Annotated in this window: 13 protein-coding genes and 1 pseudogene; 4 read left to right on the forward strand and 10 right to left on the reverse strand. The window is 62.6% G+C overall.

Annotated features, from left to right (window positions below; all coding sequences use genetic code 11):
- Nucleotides 1-125: 125 nt before the first annotated feature.
- The 9 genes and pseudogenes from QJT78_RS42385 to traI form a co-directional block, all read right to left on the reverse strand.
- On the reverse strand, nt 126-788 hold the full coding sequence (locus QJT78_RS42385) for a conjugal transfer protein TrbF (RefSeq protein ID WP_281460589.1): 663 nt from the start codon (nt 786-788) through the stop codon (nt 126-128).
- Between the two features lie 41 nt (nt 789-829).
- On the reverse strand, nt 830-1,990 hold the full coding sequence (trbL, locus tag QJT78_RS42390; protein WP_281460590.1) for a P-type conjugative transfer protein TrbL: 1,161 nt from the start codon (nt 1,988-1,990) through the stop codon (nt 830-832).
- Between the two features lie 15 nt (nt 1,991-2,005).
- On the reverse strand, nt 2,006-2,191 hold the full coding sequence (gene trbK / locus QJT78_RS42395; RefSeq protein ID WP_281460591.1) for an entry exclusion protein TrbK: 186 nt from the start codon (nt 2,189-2,191) through the stop codon (nt 2,006-2,008).
- The gene (trbJ, locus tag QJT78_RS42400) at nt 2,188-2,985 is read right to left on the reverse strand and encodes a P-type conjugative transfer protein TrbJ (protein ID WP_281460592.1); all 798 of its coding nucleotides are present in this window, start codon (nt 2,983-2,985) and stop codon (nt 2,188-2,190) included. The genes trbK and trbJ overlap by 4 nt, the downstream gene beginning before the upstream one ends.
- Nucleotides 2,957-5,410 (reverse strand): conjugal transfer protein TrbE, encoded by a 2,454-nt coding sequence (locus QJT78_RS42405; protein WP_281460593.1) that lies wholly within the window; start codon nt 5,408-5,410, stop codon nt 2,957-2,959. Before QJT78_RS42405 ends, trbJ begins: the two co-directional genes overlap by 29 nt.
- Nucleotides 5,411-5,419: 9 nt before the next feature.
- Nucleotides 5,420-5,719 (reverse strand): conjugal transfer protein TrbD, encoded by a 300-nt coding sequence (locus tag QJT78_RS42410; RefSeq protein WP_281460594.1) that lies wholly within the window; start codon nt 5,717-5,719, stop codon nt 5,420-5,422.
- Nucleotides 5,712-6,085 (reverse strand): annotated as a pseudogene (locus tag QJT78_RS42415) (TrbC/VirB2 family protein). The gene QJT78_RS42410 and the pseudogene QJT78_RS42415 overlap by 8 nt, the downstream one beginning before the upstream one ends.
- Nucleotides 6,075-7,043 carry a P-type conjugative transfer ATPase TrbB gene (gene trbB / locus QJT78_RS42420; RefSeq protein ID WP_281460595.1) on the reverse strand — a complete coding sequence of 323 codons (969 nt, stop codon included), beginning with the start codon at nt 7,041-7,043 and terminating at the stop codon, nt 6,075-6,077. The pseudogene QJT78_RS42415 and the gene trbB overlap by 11 nt, the downstream one beginning before the upstream one ends.
- A gap of 5 nt (nt 7,044-7,048) precedes the next feature.
- Complete coding sequence (gene traI / locus QJT78_RS42425) at nt 7,049-7,672, reverse strand: acyl-homoserine-lactone synthase TraI (RefSeq protein ID WP_281460596.1); 624 nt, start codon at nt 7,670-7,672, stop codon at nt 7,049-7,051.
- 403 nt (nt 7,673-8,075) lie between these two features.
- Here traI and repA point away from each other — a divergent pair, with 403 nt between their 5' ends.
- The 4 genes from repA (at nt 8,076) to QJT78_RS42445 (ending at nt 12,923) form a co-directional block, all read left to right on the forward strand.
- The gene (repA, locus tag QJT78_RS42430) at nt 8,076-9,299 is read left to right on the forward strand and encodes a plasmid partitioning protein RepA (RefSeq protein WP_028180949.1); all 1,224 of its coding nucleotides are present in this window, start codon (nt 8,076-8,078) and stop codon (nt 9,297-9,299) included.
- Nucleotides 9,284-10,345, forward strand: coding sequence for a plasmid partitioning protein RepB (gene repB, locus QJT78_RS42435; RefSeq protein ID WP_028180948.1), 1,062 nt, complete (start codon nt 9,284-9,286; stop codon nt 10,343-10,345). Before repA ends, repB begins: the two co-directional genes overlap by 16 nt.
- 237 nt (nt 10,346-10,582) lie before the next feature.
- On the forward strand, nt 10,583-11,860 hold the full coding sequence (gene repC / locus QJT78_RS42440; protein ID WP_281460597.1) for a plasmid replication protein RepC: 1,278 nt from the start codon (nt 10,583-10,585) through the stop codon (nt 11,858-11,860).
- Nucleotides 11,861-12,017: 157 nt separating this feature from the next.
- Complete coding sequence (locus QJT78_RS42445; protein WP_028180946.1) at nt 12,018-12,923, forward strand: DUF3991 and toprim domain-containing protein; 906 nt, start codon at nt 12,018-12,020, stop codon at nt 12,921-12,923.
- A gap of 549 nt (nt 12,924-13,472) precedes the next feature.
- Here the strand turns inward: QJT78_RS42445 and QJT78_RS42450 are convergent.
- The gene (locus QJT78_RS42450) at nt 13,473-14,495 is read right to left on the reverse strand and encodes a tyrosine-type recombinase/integrase (protein ID WP_281460598.1); all 1,023 of its coding nucleotides are present in this window, start codon (nt 14,493-14,495) and stop codon (nt 13,473-13,475) included.
- Nucleotides 14,496-14,515 lie beyond the last annotated feature (20 nt).

Raw genomic sequence — 14,515 nt, forward strand, 5'->3', positions numbered from 1 at the left:
CTTGGCGGTCATCGGCTGCGCGTGCGCGCTGACATCGGCAAGCAGCAAGCCGCAGGCGGATACCGCGAGAACGAGGCAAGGATGAAGTCTGATCGTGTTTGGGTGCATTGGTGTCCCCGCCCCTTTCATAGTTGCGCCGTCCAGTCGAAATCACGCAGGTAGAGGCCGATCGGATTGAGCCGTATGGTCTGCTCGTCCTGGGGTGGAGTCAGCGTGACGGTGGCGATGCCGCGATAGCGGTGCTCGCCGGTTTGCTTTCCCTTCCTGTCCCGCTCGAATTCAGTCCAGTCGATCTGATAGGATTGGTTGGACAGGGCGACGATGTTGTTGACCTCGACCGCGACCGTCGTCGTCTTGGCCCTCTCAAACGGCGAGTTGCTCCGGAACCAGTCATTGATCTTTTGCGTGGCGGGATCGGAGGTTCGCAGCAGCGCATAGGTGCGATCGATATATTGCTTCTGCACGATCGCGTCGGGCGTCACCGATCGGAAGTTCGCAACGAAGCTTCCGAGGGTGGCGCGCACCACCCGCGGATCCGCATATTCGATTTGCTGCGGATAGCCGGCGCTCGCGGCGGTCCCAAGCTTGTCGACCTCGACGATGTACGGCACAAGCTTGACCTGCGTACTTTGGAACAGCGCATAGGCGAAGCCGATCACGGCCATCACCATGGCGACGATGCCGACGGTGCGCCACGCTGCGGCCGCCTGCACATAGGAGCCGTAGCGCTCGTTCCATTCCTGACGGGCGGCGAGATAGGGATTGTCGGGCGGATTAGGCGCAGGCATTCGGGAAAGAATCTCCACTATGATCTGTCGGATGGTGTCGCTCACGGCTTGTTGGTCGATTTCTTCTGGGCGGCTCGCTGGTCGAGCTTGGCATTGGCGAGGCCAAGCGTCGACGTGCCGAAGGAGCCCGGCGCGCCGATGGCCTGGTCGCGCGCGGCGGAGGCGAGCGCCCCGCCCCCCGTGCCGATGCCTTGCGTCATTGCCTTGAGAGCGGCCGCGCCAAACGACGCGCCATCGGCACGTGCGGCGCTGAATCCCGCCGCGCCTGCCCTCGCGCCTCCCATGGCGAGGGCGGCGCTGCCGGCCGCGAAGCTCGCCGCCTGCCCCGCATGCTTCACCACTTCCATGCCGCTGCCGACGGAGACGCCCTGCACGACGCCTTGGACGATACTCGGCACGTACATCGAGATGATAAAGACGACGACGGAGATGCCGCCGATCGCAAGTGTTCCGACGAAGGCGTCTTTGCCGGTGCCGGTCTGATTGGCGAGGTTCAGCAAGGCGTCGGACCCGATCTTGGCGATCATCACCAGCGCCATTAGCTTCATGCCGACCGAGAAGGCATAGACGAGGTAGCGGATGGCAAAATCCTTGGTGAAGGACGAGCCGCCGAGACCGAGCATGATCATGCCGGCGAGCAGGCCGACATACATCTCGACCATGACAGCGACGAAGATCGCCGCGACCAGCGAGAAGGAGATCACCACGATCACCATGGCGAACACCGAGGCAATCGCGAGCGCATTGTCCTGGAACAGGCCGAACTGCGCGTTCTGCGACATCGCGGAGGCGACCTTGAGACCCGCGTTGAACACATCCGCCGGTGAGGCCGAGCCGCCGCCAGCACCGATCTGATAGAGACTGTCGACGACCGCTTTCGCGAAAGTCGGTCCCTGGTCGAGCACGAAGGCGAAGAAGCCGATGAACACGATCCGCCGCACCATCTCGGCGAACCACGCATCGAGGGTTGCGGTCTGAATGGCGAGCCAGACTGCGGCGAGGCCGACCTCGATGCCAGCGAGGATCCAGAACAGCGACTTGGCCGCCTGCATGACGGTTGTCTGCCAGCCCTTGGCGGCGGTCGTCACGGAGTTTTCCAGGGTCGTGAGAATGCTGCCGTCCTGCTGCGCCAATGCAGGATGCGCAGCAACGACGATGCCGATCGTAATGATCAGAACGAGCCCCGGTTTAATCCCACGCACCTCCTGTCTCCTCCTCTACCAACGCGGTTTCATCTGCTGGCCGCCGGACGTCTTGTAGTCCTGCGGCGGTTTGAAGACGTCGCTGGCCCGCGACGCAGTCCCTTGTCCCGGCACTGGCGTGCGCGGCGCAAAGAACAGCCAAGCCCCTGCGGCGCAGGCGCCAATGGCGATGACGATGATGATGATCGCGGACGGTCTCACCAACGCGGCTCCATGGTCTGGCCGCCGGAGGTGGCTGGTGCCGTCGCCTTGAAGAACTGCTCACGGCGCGCCTGCGACAGGTCCTTGCTCGCCTGCGAGGACTGGAACCAGGTCGCCATCATCGTGGTCTGCTGCGCGATCAGACCGCGCAGCTTCTGCATCTGGGCAACTTCCTGCGCGGCGATCTCATGGCCGACCTGCAGTGCTTTCATCTGGCCGTCGGCGCTCTCGGAGGCGCTCTTGAGTTGCGACATCGTCGAGTTCTCGGTCGCGAACTGCTGCGAGGTGAGACCCGCCGCCTGCAGCGTGCCCGAGATCGTGTCGCGGTTGGTCGTCGACCAGGTCTGGTAGGTCGAGGCGAAGCTCGCACCATCAGGCAGATTGGTCTTGAACTGCGCGTAGCTCTGGAAGCGCTGCTTGAGCACGTCGTCGATGTTGCCCATCGAGAACGCCATGCCCTGGCCGTGATTGACGATGGTCTGCAGCTGCTTGAGATCGCTCTCCACTTGCCCCCAGACATGCGACGGCAACTGTGCTGTGTTCTGCAGCATATTCTCATAGATCCTCAGCTGGTTCTGGATCTGCTGGGCGAGCTGCGAGATTTGTTGAATCTGGTTGTTGATCTGCGTCGTCGACTGGCCGACGAGGCTGACCAGTTCGCCGTTGTTGAGGATCTGCGTGAACTCGGTGGCGCCGCCTGCTGCGGCGCCGGCGAACGCGGGACCGGCCGTCGGCGATCCGATGATGATGGCGGCGAAGAGCGCCTTACGAAGTTGCGAGAAGCGTCTCGGCATGGCCGATCCCCCTTTCCTTGAGCCAGTGAACGGGCCAATTGGCCTCGGCCTTCTTCAGCGCCAGGATGCGCTTCAGGTCGTCCTTGCCGGACGCACCGACAAAGGAGAGCGCGACGGGTCCGAGCGCCATATTGAAGAGGCGACGGCCTTCGGGCGAGGCGACGTAGTATTCGCGCTTGGGAACCGCGGTTGCCACGATCTCGATCTGGCGCTCGTTGAAGCCGATACGCTCGTAGAACTCGCGTGTACCGGGCTCACGCGCGGCGCCATTCGGCAGGCAGATCTTTGTCGGGCAGCTCTCTTTCAGCACATCGATGATGCCAGAGCGCTCTGCGTCCGAGATTGACTGCGTGGCGAGCAGCACCGCGCAATTGGCCTTGCGCAGCACCTTCAGCCACTCGCGAATCTTGTCGCGGAAGACGGAATGGCCGAGCATCAGCCAGGCTTCGTCGAGAATGATCAGACTTGGGTTGCCTGTCAGCCTTTTCTCGATGCGACGGAATAGATAGGTCAGGACCGGGACGAGGTTGCGCTCGCCCATATTCATCAGCTGCTCGATCTCGAAGGTCTGAAACGATCCGAGCTGCAAGCCGTCCCTCTCGGCGTCGAGCAGTTGGCCCATGGGGCCGTCGACGGTGTAGTGGTGCAGCGCGTCCTTGATCTCGCGCATCTGCACGCCCGACACGAAATCCGACAGCGATCGTCCGCGCGCCTCGGCCATCAGGCCGATCTGCCGCGAGATGGCGTTGCGATGATCGGGCGTGATCAGGACGCCTTGCACGGCAACCAGCGTCTCTACCCATTCCGCCGCCCAGGCGCGATCGGCGTCCGTCGACAAGTCTGATAACGGACAAAACGCGAGCGCTGCCGCACCGTCCGCGTCATCGCCGCCGATCTCGTAGTGGTCGCCGCCGGCGGCCAGCGTCAGCGGCATCATCGAACGGCCCTTGTCGAAGGCGAAGATCTGCGCGCCGGCATAACGGCGAAACTGCGCTGCGACCAGCGCGAGCAGCGTCGACTTGCCGGAACCTGTCGGCCCGAATACCAACGTATGACCGACGTCGTCGACGTGCAGGTTCAGCCGGAAGGGTGTGGAACCGGATGCGACCTGCATCAATGGAGGGGAGCTAGGTGGATAGAATGGGCATGGCGCGGTCGGATTGCCCGACCACACCGAGTTGAGCGGGATCAGGTCGGCGAGGTTACGCGTGTTGATGAGCGGCTCGCGGATGTTGGCGTACCAGTTGCCCGGCAGGCTGCCCAGGAACGCTTCCGTCGCGTTCAGCGTTTCGATGCGTGCGCCAAACCCTTCGGCCTGGATCAGGCGACGGACCGCCTCGGCCTTCTCCTGCAGGCGCGCGCTGCTCTCGTCGAACAGCACGATGACCGGCGTGTAATAGCCATAGGCAACGAGTTGCGAAGAGGCCTCCGCGATCGCATCCTCGGCCTCGGCCACCATGGCGGCCGCATCCTGGTCGATCGAGCGGCTTTGGGTCTGGAAGAGCTGGTCGATGAAGGGGCGGACCTTCTGCTGCCACTTCTTGCGGGTGCGCTCGAGCTTTTGCCGGGCGTCCTGGTCGTCCAGAAACATGAAGCGCGACGACCAGCGATAGGTCAGCGGCATCAGATCAAGGGAATTGAGGATTCCCGGCCAGCTCTCGGCCGGGAAACCGTCGATCGCCACGACGCCGAGAAAGCGGTTCTCGACCATCGGCGACAGGCCATGCTGGAGCTCGGCCGTCGCCAGCCAGTCGAGATACATTGGAATATCCGGCAAGCGGATCGGATGATTCTCACCGGTGATGCAGAAGCGGATGAACTGGAACAGTTCATCGTAGCGCGCCATGCGCGTGCCATCGCGTTCTTCAATCTCGCGCGTTTGCATGCGCCGGATGGACAGGACGCTTGCGAGATACTGCTCGACTTCGCGGATCGACGTGCGGAAGCTCTCGATCGCGGTGTCGGCATAGGAGGCCGATCGGCTCTCGGTATCGGAATAGATGTAGCGCGCGAGACCCGCGCGCCGCCGCTCGGGCGGCCGCCAGGACAGGATGATCGCGTGGCGGCTCTCGAAGTGTCCCCTCTCCTGCTCGAAGCGGCTGCGGCGTTCGTCGTCGATTGCCCGCGTCACCGGATCGGGAAAGTAGCAGTCCTGCCGCGCCGGATAATCCGTGGTCGGCACCCGCACCGCCTCGACCTGGATCATCCAGCCGGAGCCGAGGCGCGCCAGGATCGTGTTGATCTGGCGCGAGACCTCGTTGCGCTCGGCGTCGGTCGAACTCTCCGAGTCCGGCCCAGCAAAATACCAGCCCGCCATCAGCGAGCCGTCCTTCAACAGCACGATCCCGTTCGAAACGAGCCCTGCATACGGCACGAGATCGGCGAAGGACGGGCCGGAATGGCGGAAGGAGCGCAGCGCGACCATGGGCGGACCTCAGTAACGACGCCAGGGCGTCGAGGTCGCCCGGTAGTAAGGCCGATACGAGATGTGACTTGCATAGACCCGCCGCATCATTGGGTCCGCTTTGGCCATCATCCGCAGCGCCGCCACGACAACGATCCAGATCGCCGCGCCGAGGATTGCGGCGTACCAGGTGAGCACGACGAAGATCAGGATGACGGCGGCAAGGCCGGTCAGCAGCACGAGCTCGCGATCAGCGCCGAACAGCAGGTTCGGCCGCGACAGCGCGCGATGGATACGATTGCGTCGAAGATTGGCGCCGACCTCAGCCATTGAGGTTCCCTGTCCCATCGGCGATTGGCATCGTGCTCGTGACATCGCCGATCGAGGCGCCGCTCGCACCGAACAATGCGACGATCTGCGTGGCGCCGAGGAGAATGCCTGCGACGAGACATACATGAGGCGCCGCGCGAAGTCGTTGAGCTCGCCGCCGAAGATCAGCATGCCGCCGGCAACCGCCACGGCGGCAAGCGCAATGAAGCCAGCCACGGGACCCGTGATCGATTGCTGGATCTGCTGAAGCGGGCTCTCCCAGGGAAGATTGCCGCCGCCGCTGCTCGACGCAAAAACGGGATCCGACATCACGAGTGCGAGCAGCAGGCCGCCGGCACCTACAATCATCATGCGGTTACGCGACATGGCGCTCCTCCTTCGGGGCGTAGGATTGGGTTTGGTATTGGCCCGCCGAGAAGCTCTCGACATGGAGCACGTCGCGGACCTGGCGGCCGCGATCCGTCCGTTCGATCGAGACGATCAGATCAACGGCCTCGCCGATGACTTCGCGCATGGGCTGGTGGCTGACTTCGGCCGTGAGCTGCTCGAGACGGCGCAGTGCCGAAGAAGCGCTGTTGGCGTGAATGGTGGTGATTCCGCCGGGATGGCCGGTATTCCACGCCTTGAGCAGCGTGAGTGCCGCGCCGTCGCGCACCTCTCCGACAATGATGCGGTCGGGACGCAGCCGCATCGTGCTCTTGAGCAGGCGCGCCATATCGACCGTGTCGCTGGTGTGAAGCGAGACGGCGTTGTCGGCCGCGCACTGGATCTCGGCCGTGTCTTCGAGAATGACCAGGCGGTGGTCAGGTGCGTGCGCGACGATCGCCGCGATCACCGCATTGGCGAGTGTGGTCTTACCCGAGCCCGTGCCGCCCGACACGACGATGTTCAGGCGCGATGCGACGGCGTTGCGGATGACCGCGAGGTGGTCGGCCGTCATCACGCCCTGCGTCACGTAATCCTCGAGATCGAAGAGACACGAAGCCCGCTTTCGGATCGTGAATGTGGGGGCGCCGACGACCGGAGGAAGCAAACCTTCGAAGCGATGACCGCCGATCGGCAATTCCCCCGAAATGATCGGACGCTCGTCGTCGGCCTCCGATTGCAGCGCATGCGCGACACTGCCGATGATGATCTCGGCGGTCGCCTCCAGCATGGTTCCAGCAGCTGTCATCCCTTGGCCCAGTCGTTCAATGAACAACCTGCCATCCGGATTGAGCATCACTTCGACGACCGCCGGATCATCGAGCGCGGCGCATATCTGGTCGCCAAGCGCATCCTGGAGTTTGCGGACGAGCCGCGGATGTGAACGAAGTTCGGCCATATCGCTCACGCAGCGACGCGCTGAAGGTGCCGCAGGTCGGACCGATAGCCAGGCGGGCACACCCGTTCGAAGCTTGCCTTGTCGGCGGGCAGGATGCCGGCGACGCTCATGGTGTCGCCGATGAGCTGCGCGCCCCCAAGGCGCGTCATCGGCCAGCTCGCCCGGTGCAGGATGCGCTCAAGGCGCACGTCCGTTGCCGTGGCGATCTCGTCGAACCCGTTCGACATCGACCACTCAATCAATCCCGCGAACATCGTCAGCGTGGCCTCGTGCAGGAACCGGCCTCCCCTCCCCTCGCCTCGCGTGTCGACGCAAAAGCGCGAACTCTCGACCATGGTCGGTTTGCCCCGTAGCCGGCCGCCCGGGACCAGTTGCGGGAAGGTCCACGACAGCATGGTTGGGCCCGTGGTCGGAAGCAGACGGGCACAGCCGGCGACGTCGCCGCAGTCCGTCAGGGCCAGGATGTAGGTCGGGTCGAGCGCGTCGTATTCGTCGCGCTCGCGGCCGTACTCGATCCTGACCTGGCAACCGAGCCGGTCGGCGAACATCCGGGCGCGCAACTGATGCATCTCATCGACCAGGGACCCCAATCCGCCGTGTTCGTTGGCATCGATCGCAATTGCCCGCATTCGTCGAATCCTCCGTCGCGTTCGCGTGAACGGAGGCAAGTCAGCACGGCGCGGCGGCTCGTACGCTCTGGTGAATTAACGGGGCCCCGGCGAGCTCCGATTCGCGCGAGCCGCGTCGCAGGCGTCGCGTCTGTGTCTGTCAGTGATCGAAATCCGGCGGCCAAGGGTTGGCTCGGACTGTAAGATTAACGGGGGACGAAGCGTCACCGCGGCGTTTTCGACGCGCAAGATAAGTCTACGATAAGATTGAGCAAATTCCTACGAATCAGCGGCTCGATAAGCACGATGCGAAGGTGCCGTTAAGTATCTGTTAACCAAATAAAGTTTGACCGATCGAAGGAATCGGGCAATCGTCCGCCGACGCTTTTTTAGCGATTATCGGAAAAATTCCGTCGAGAGCCAAATGACCGGAGCAATTGCACTAAGAACCGACAGCGAGGCCTCGATCGCTAAGATCACAAGGCACTCGCATCTCCTCGCGGCGCAACTGCAGGCGCTACGGACGCAATTGTATCCGCCGGAGGCTCAAAAGTCGCTCAAATCGTTCACGTCGCGCGAGGCGGCGGCGATGGTGGGGATCGCGGAATCGACGCTGAGGCAAATGTCGCTAGACGGTGAGAGCGTCGTGCCCGAGCTTCACGGCAAGGACAATCGCCGGCGGGCCTATACGCTCAGGCAAATCAACGAGATTCGCGAGCATCTCGCCGCGAAGCGTCCCAAGGATGCACTGGATTTCCTTCCGCGGCGACGCCCTGGAGAGAAGCTCCAGATCGTCGCGATAGCCAATTTCAAGGGCGGTTCCGCGAAGACCACCACGACGGTCCATCTCGCGCATTTCCTGGCACTTCAGGGTCTACGCGTGCTTGCCATCGATCTCGATCCGCAAGCGTCCCTGTCGACGATGTTCGGTTTTCAGCCTGAGCTTGATGTCGACGAAAACCAAACGGTCTACGGCGCGATCCGGTATGACGAGGACCTCCGCGTTCCGCTTCGGGATGTAATCCGCAAGACCTATTTCGATGGCGTCGATCTCGTTCCGGGCAATCTAGAGCTCATGGAATACGAGCATGAGACGCCGCAGGCGATTGCTCGCGGAGACGGTCGTGGCGAAGCGATGTTCTTCCGTCGGCTGCGGTCCGTCATTGGAAGCGTCGAAGACGATTATGACGTCGTCTTGATCGACGCGCCACCTCAGCTTGGATATCTAACATTAGGCGCGCTCTTTGCAGCGACAGCGCTTCTGGTCACCGTGCATCCGGCAATGCTTGATGTGTCGAGCATGAACCAGTTTCTCAAGATGACCAGCGACATTCTGCAAGTCATCCAGGACAACGGTGGAAAGCTGCAGCACGATTTCATTCGATACATCCTGACACGGCACAATCCCCACGACGTCCCCCAGGTGAATATCGTCGCTCTTCTGCGGTCTCTCTTCGGCACCGATGTGCTTGCACCGGCGGTCGTCGAAACGACGGCGATCGCGAATGCCGGCTTAGAAAAGAAAAGCCTTTACGAAATGGCCAGAGGCGCGGTTGGCCGCGACACCCTCACACGTGCGCTTGAGTCGGTTGACGCCGTCAATCAGGAGATCCTGAACCATCTCAAGCACGTTTGGGGCCGAACATGACGAACGCCAAGGATCGCTCCAACCGCATGAAGAGCTTGTTCGGCAATGTCGACCGCGCGGAGCTGGAAAAACATCTTCCCGCCCCTGCCGGCGACAAGGCGCGCCCGAATCCGTCCGGCATGTCGGGCGCCGTGAAATCGATGCAGCAATCGTTCTCGGCAGTCGAGGCTGAGAACGAGCGGCTACGCGCGCAACTCCAGTCGGCCGAGGCGACTGTGGAGCTCGATCCTACGACGATTGTCCCCTCTTTCGTTCGAGACCGGCTCGACATCGAAGGCAACCCGCAATTCCCGCAGTTTGTAGAAGGCATTCGGAAGGAAGGTCAGAAGCTCCCGATCTTGGTCCGCCCGATAGCGGACCAAGCTGGCACCTATCAGGTCGCGTACGGCCATCGCCGGTTGCGTGCGTGTCAACTCCTCGGCATCCCTGTTCGTGCGATCGTTATGCCGCTCACTGATGAGCAGTTAGTGGTCGCGCAGGGTATAGAGAACACCGAGCGAGAGAACCTGTCATTCATCGAGCAAGCGCTCTTTGCCGTCGAGTTGAAGAAGCGCGGGTTCACGCGTGAGACGATCGCGAAGGCGTTGGGCCGCGGCGGAGAGAAGGGCCTGCCTTACATCTCGATTCTGACGTCGACCGCCGGCGCGCTTCCCGAGGAACTGATCCGTAAAATCGGACCGGCTCCGTCGGTCGGCCGCCCAAAATGGGAGAAGCTCGGTTCCCTCTACAAGGATCAGAAGCTCTCGGCGGGGTCGGAGTCGGCCCTGAGTGGGCTCGTTGCCTCCGAGGCCTGGCAAGCGCTGAGCTCAGACGAAAGATTTGCCCGCGTGCTTGAGGCTTTAGACCGCCCTACTCCGACGAGCGCATCTAGCGTCGAGCAGGTTGAACTGGGCGAAGGGCTCTCGATCACGGCGAAGCGAACGCCGAAGGCTACGGAGATTTCCATTCCACACGCGGCGGCGCCGGGGCTTTCAGCTTGGCTGATTAATCGGCTGCCCGAACTTGTGGAGGAATTCAAACGCTCAGAACGAGAGGCGAAGCCATGAGATGACACTTCGATGAGGAGAAGGGCTCACCGACGGCAATCGGTAAGCCCTTGTAATCCTGGCCAACAGAACGATGCGGTTCCGTCAGATCAGTAGTGGCAAACTGATTCTATGACGAGGCGCTTGCACAATCAAGCCCTGCTTTCGAGTCGGGGCGTGAGTTTGTGCGCCATTTGCTGGCCTTTCATCCACGCGAACGATGGAGCTGCGGTCCTACAAGCCGCGGAATGGCTGGCTATGGTCCAAGCTACCGAGATTGCATCTTTTCGACGGGTTACACCGGCTATCCTGGCGAGTGCGCGCCTCGCTATGGCAAACGACGTGCCCGAGGTTTCGAAGGCGGAGGTCGCCATTGTCCTCAAAAAGGCAGCCCCGATTTTGGGGATCGATGGGGCGACCTATCACGTCATGGATATCTTGATCGGTCTTTCCCGGTCAGATGACTGGAAAGGCGCGAACCGTCCGATCGTGGCAATCTCCAATGCGAAGCTGGCGGAGTACACGGCGCGTTCGGTCCGACAGGTTTCCCGCTGCATCAAACGTTTGGTGGAGGCGGGTATTGTTGCTTATCGGGATAGCCCGACCGGACGCCGCTTCGTTTACCGAGACAAGGAAGGCGGCATCGACAAGGGCTATGGCCTGGACTTCACGCCAGCGCGGGTTCGCATCAAGGAGCTGAAGAGCCTCGTTGACGACTTCCAGGCGCGATTGAACAGTGAACAGGAAGCCCGCCGCGCGACGACTCGGCTTTCGCGGGCTATCGTTGACGCTTGCGAGGCATATCCCGAGCGAGCTGACGAATGGACGGCTTTGTTGGATGCGATCCGGGGGCGAAAGCTTTCGGACGTAGACGAAGCAGCGGCGCTCGACGCGCTGCACCAGAAGGTCATCGGCGAAGTCACAGAGGAGTATGTGACGCCTCAAATGTCATGCGAGGGTGACATTGATGTCGCTCCTAATATTAATACAACCTCTCAAAACTCATTTGAAAGTAAGACCAAACAGCCTCGCTCTAACGAGCGAGTAGTTTTTCAAAAAAAGGACGACCGCTTCGCGGTCGCCCATCCAGCCGAAACAAAGTCCGACGCAGGCGGAATCGGCCGACAAACCCAGTATGGCGCGGTGTTCGGTTCGGATGAAGTTCAGTCGCAAATTTTGGGCTCCATCTCGGTCAGCTTGATCAGGTCCGCCTGTCCCGAGGCGTCCGAAATCGCCGGAAGACCGTTCAAGAGTTGGCCCGAGCTAGCAGCTGCTACTGACGTCATGCGGGTGATGATCGGGCTTTCGGAGGCAGCCTGGATCGACGGCGCAAGCCGTGTGGGCCGTTACGCTGCGGCGGCGATTCTCGCGACCGTGCTGGAAAAATCGTTGCGTAATCCGGAGCAGATCTCGAGTCCGGGTGGCTACTTCCGCGCAATGGTCGACAGGGGTGTTGAGGGAAGTTTGCGCCTAGAAAAGAGCCTATTTGGCCTCGCGGATGGTGCTCTGAAGCGACCCGTGGGGGCTAAATCGTGACCGGGTTAGGGGGTTACAGCTGTAACTGTTGCAGCGCGGCAGTTTGCGCCAAGGGGTGGAGGGCCCTAAAAGCAATCCGGTTGATTTCAATCGACTGGGTGGCAGGAGTTACAGCTGTAACCCCTGTCCTATTATGGGTTTGCGGAAGCTCGAGGCGATGACTACGGGCGACAAGGACCAACTCAAGGCGAAGGTTTTATGCGCAGCGCTGCTTGATGCGAGCGGCTGGAAAGTCGATCTGCGTGAAAGCACCGTCAAAGCCACGAAATACCGTCGCGGCGATGGCGAGATCATTATTGTCATTCATCAGGGGCGGGGCTGGTTCGATCCGACCTCGGACGCTAAGGGCGACGTGTTTTCTCTTGCCGAGCACCTCGGCGCGCAGGATTTCGGCTCCGCTTTGAAGACGGTGTCCGGCCTCGTTGGTTACCAACCAACTGCGCCGGCCTGGCAGCGGAAGTCGACACGTCGTCCCGCGGCGGGCGTCTCCAGCCGTTGGTCTGGTCGTCCGCGGCCCGCCCCGGGCTCTCCCACATGGACCTATCTGACGAAGGTGCGAGCCGTTCCGGAACCGGTCATAGCGTTTGCGAACGCGGCGGGGAGGCTCCGCGAAGGGCCGAAAGGTTCGGTATGGGCCGCGCATTTCGATTCCTGCGGTCAGGTGGTCGGTTGGGAGGAGCGGGGGCCGAATTGGCGCGGCTTTGCCACAGGCGGCGCTAAAGCACTTTTCCTGCTTGGCACCGAAACGGCACGTCGCGTCTGCGTCACGGAAGCCGCGATTGACGCGTTGAGCCTTGCTGGCATCGAGGGCTGTCGCTCGGATACCATGTATGCGAGCACCGCCGGAGGATGGGCGCCAGCCACGGAGTGCGCACTCACGGCGCTGGCTTCCCGGCCCGGGACGGAACTTGTTGCCGCTTGCGATGCGAACGATCAGGGCGACGCATACGCAGCCCGACTGCGAGACATCGCCGCAACCGCCGGCGCGAGTTTTGTCCGGCTTTGGCCCGACGCCATCGACTGGAATGAGCAGCTCGTCAATTCCGCGGCCACTTCCGACTAACAGCCGTGGATTGATCCGGGCGATGCGCCCTCTGGGCGGCGATCGTTTCCTAGCCCCAAACGACACGGGGTGCGAGTCCGGCCGATGAGCCGGAACGACCCCGGCCTTGAAGCCGCCTCGGATACGCTCGGATGCGACCTGGCTGAAACCGGGACGGCGATTTGACCAACGGGAGACACCAGTTGGCCAGGCAATCGCCGCGGCCCTCCACCGAGCAGAGGAGGTGTGGCGCCTCAGGGCTCTGGGCTTACCAATCACGCAAGTATGCCTCCCGCATACCCGTCCAACTGCGACGCGCAACAAGGGCTTGGCGACTCGCTCGATTCGATGGGACGAGCTCGATTTCCGCGCCAGCGTGTTGGAGAAACGACCCGGGTCGATGATCCTTTTGCGAGGATTGGGGAGCGAAGCGACCATGCTGGCTGCCCTTAAGCTCACAGCATTATCTGCCTTCAGGGCGAACGTCGGTCGGCGACGTGATGAGCAAATTGCCAGTTCGTTTGCAAGCGACAACAGGCCGCCCCTGAATTCCCAAGGCGACGGCCGGCGTTACAAACCTACCGCCTTGGTGAGATTGACCCGGAAGCGGTCGCGCCGCCGCTGATAGCGGCGGGTCTGCTCGGCGCTGGCGTGGCCGAGCTGTTTCTGGACGTAGCGCTCGTCGACTTCGGCCGAGGACGCAAGGCCGGCGCGCAGCGAATGCCCGGCGAATTTCTCGACCCGTTCGCCTTCGGTCAGATCTGCTCGCACTCCGGCGGCTAGCGCGGCGCGTTTGACCAGCCGGGCGACCTGTTGATCGTTCAGGCGATCCGGACCGACGTCTTTGCCCTGGCCGGTCACCCGGCGGAAAATCGGTCCATGGCCGATCCGCGCGAGCTTCAGCCAGATCTGCAAGGCAACGAGTGGGCAGGTCGCGTCGGACGAGCCCCGGCCGATCTCGATCTCGCGCCAGCCGGTTTTGCCGCGCAGGGTGACGATCATGCCCTTGTCGAGGAGCTCGACCCAGCCTTGGCCGTCCTCGGTGTCATCGCGATGGACGTCGAGCCCGACGATCTCGGAGCGGCGCAGGCCACCCGCAAAGCCGAGCAGCAGCATCGCGCGGTCTCGGAGGCCGCGCAGGGTGCCGCGATTGAGCGTCTCGAGCATGGCGATGACATCCTCCGGCAGCACCGCTTCCTTCTGCCGGGGCGGGGCGCCATGGGTGTTGCGGATGCCGGCGAGGACGGTCGCGATATGCCGATCGGTGCGATCGAGAGGCATGCCGCGCTGCGCATAGTTCCAGGTCAGGGCCGAGAGCCGGCGCTCGATCGTGGCGACCGAATTCGCCTGGCGATCGGCCGTCGCGGCGCCCGAGGCGCAGGCGGTGATGTAAAGCCCGACCGTCTGCGGGGAGGGCGGAAGCACCTCAAGACCCTGGCGCCGGCACCATCCGGAAAAGTGCTTCCAGTCGGAGGCATAGGCGCGGCGGGTGTTGGCCGAGCTCGCCGCGTCGACATAGTCGCGGGCACGATCGGCGAGCCGTTCCAGGTGAGCGGGCAGGGTAGGGGAGGGGGCTGCGCCCGTCTCTTGCACGGCCTCCGACGTGACGGGAA

Source organism: Bradyrhizobium sp. Mp27 (assembly GCF_029953005.1).
Classification (GTDB): Bacteria; Pseudomonadota; Alphaproteobacteria; order Rhizobiales; family Xanthobacteraceae; genus Bradyrhizobium; species Bradyrhizobium barranii.